The organism is Sporosarcina sp. P26b, assembly GCF_002743245.1.
Classification (GTDB): Bacteria; Bacillota; Bacilli; order Bacillales_A; family Planococcaceae; genus Sporosarcina; species Sporosarcina ureae_C.
Genome location: NZ_PDYW01000066.1, coordinates 1 through 1,150 on the forward strand (window position 1 = coordinate 1; position 1,150 = coordinate 1,150).

Annotated in this window: 9 tRNA genes and 1 rRNA gene; all 10 read right to left on the minus strand. The window is 49.6% G+C overall.

Annotation, left to right across the window (positions count from 1 at the left end):
- Positions 1-136: 136 nt before the first annotated feature.
- Positions 137-212, minus strand: a tRNA-Ala gene (locus CSV69_RS16540).
- A gap of 7 nt (positions 213-219) precedes the next feature.
- A tRNA-Pro gene (locus tag CSV69_RS16545) sits at positions 220-296 on the minus strand.
- Between the two features lie 21 nt (positions 297-317).
- Positions 318-394, minus strand: a tRNA-Arg gene (locus CSV69_RS16550).
- A gap of 16 nt (positions 395-410) precedes the next feature.
- Positions 411-499, minus strand: a tRNA-Leu gene (locus CSV69_RS16555).
- Between the two features lie 10 nt (positions 500-509).
- A tRNA-Gly gene (locus CSV69_RS16560) sits at positions 510-581 on the minus strand.
- 7 nt (positions 582-588) lie between these two features.
- Positions 589-670 (minus strand) — tRNA-Leu (locus tag CSV69_RS16565).
- Between the two features lie 21 nt (positions 671-691).
- Positions 692-767: transfer RNA gene (locus CSV69_RS16570), tRNA-Lys, on the minus strand.
- A gap of 8 nt (positions 768-775) precedes the next feature.
- Positions 776-851: transfer RNA gene (locus CSV69_RS16575), tRNA-Thr, on the minus strand.
- Between the two features lie 13 nt (positions 852-864).
- A tRNA-Val gene (locus CSV69_RS16580) sits at positions 865-940 on the minus strand.
- Between the two features lie 88 nt (positions 941-1,028).
- A 5S ribosomal RNA gene (gene rrf, locus CSV69_RS16585) occupies positions 1,029-1,144 on the minus strand.
- Positions 1,145-1,150: the final 6 nt, after the last annotated feature.

Below are 1,150 nucleotides of genomic sequence, written 5' to 3' on the forward strand. Positions count from 1 at the left end.
AGCTCGAGTTTCATTTGCTGGCATCAATTAAGATACTCATTTTGTTTGTGTCACTGGCAAGCCAGGCACAAACTGTATTTCGTTAACGTTTTGCTGTTCAGTTTTCAAGGTTCATAAGGTTCATAAAAATAATATTTGGTGGAGCCTAACGGGATCGAACCGTTGACCTCCTGCGTGCAAGGCAGGCGCTCTCCCAGCTGAGCTAAGGCCCCAAATAAGTGGTCGGGAAGACAGGATTCGAACCTGCGACCCCTTGGTCCCAAACCAAGTGCTCTACCAAGCTGAGCTACTTCCCGACTATAAAGGATATAATAATATGGCGCGCCTGGCAGGAGTCGAACCCACAACCTTCTGATCCGTAGTCAGACGCTCTATCCAATTGAGCTACAGGCGCATACTATGAAATTAATTGGTGCCGAGAACCGGAATCGAACCGGTACGGTAGTCACCTACCGCAGGATTTTAAGTCCTGTGCGTCTGCCAGTTCCGCCACCCCGGCAAGGATGAAAAGCGGAAGACGGGATTCGAACCCGCGACCCCGACCTTGGCAAGGTCGTATTCTACCACTGAACTACTTCCGCATAAAAGTGCGGGTGAAGGGAGTCGAACCCCCACGCCCGAAGGCACTAGATCCTAAGTCTAGCGTGTCTGCCAGTTCCACCACACCCGCAATATAACAATTGTAAAGAAATGGTGAGCCGTACAGGATTCGAACCTGTGACCCTCTGATTAAAAGTCAGATGCTCTACCAACTGAGCTAACGGCTCGTACTAAGTGGTGCCGGCGAAAGGACTTGAACCCTCAACCTACTGATTACAAGTCAGTTGCTCTACCAGTTGAGCTACACCGGCAGGTGTAGAAATATGGTGGAGGATGACGGGCTCGAACCGCCGACCCCCTGCTTGTAAGGCAGGTGCTCTCCCAGCTGAGCTAATCCTCCTGGGTATAATTGAAAATATTATGTTCTTGTTCTTTCCGATCACTAGATTATGTATAACATGTTTAGTGTTGATCTTAAGAAAAGAATTGCCTGGCGACGTCTTACTCTCACAGGGGGAAACCCCCAACTACCATCAGCGCTGAAGAGCTTAACTTCCGTGTTCGGTATGGGAACGGGTGTGACCTCTTCGCCATCGTCACCAGACTATGT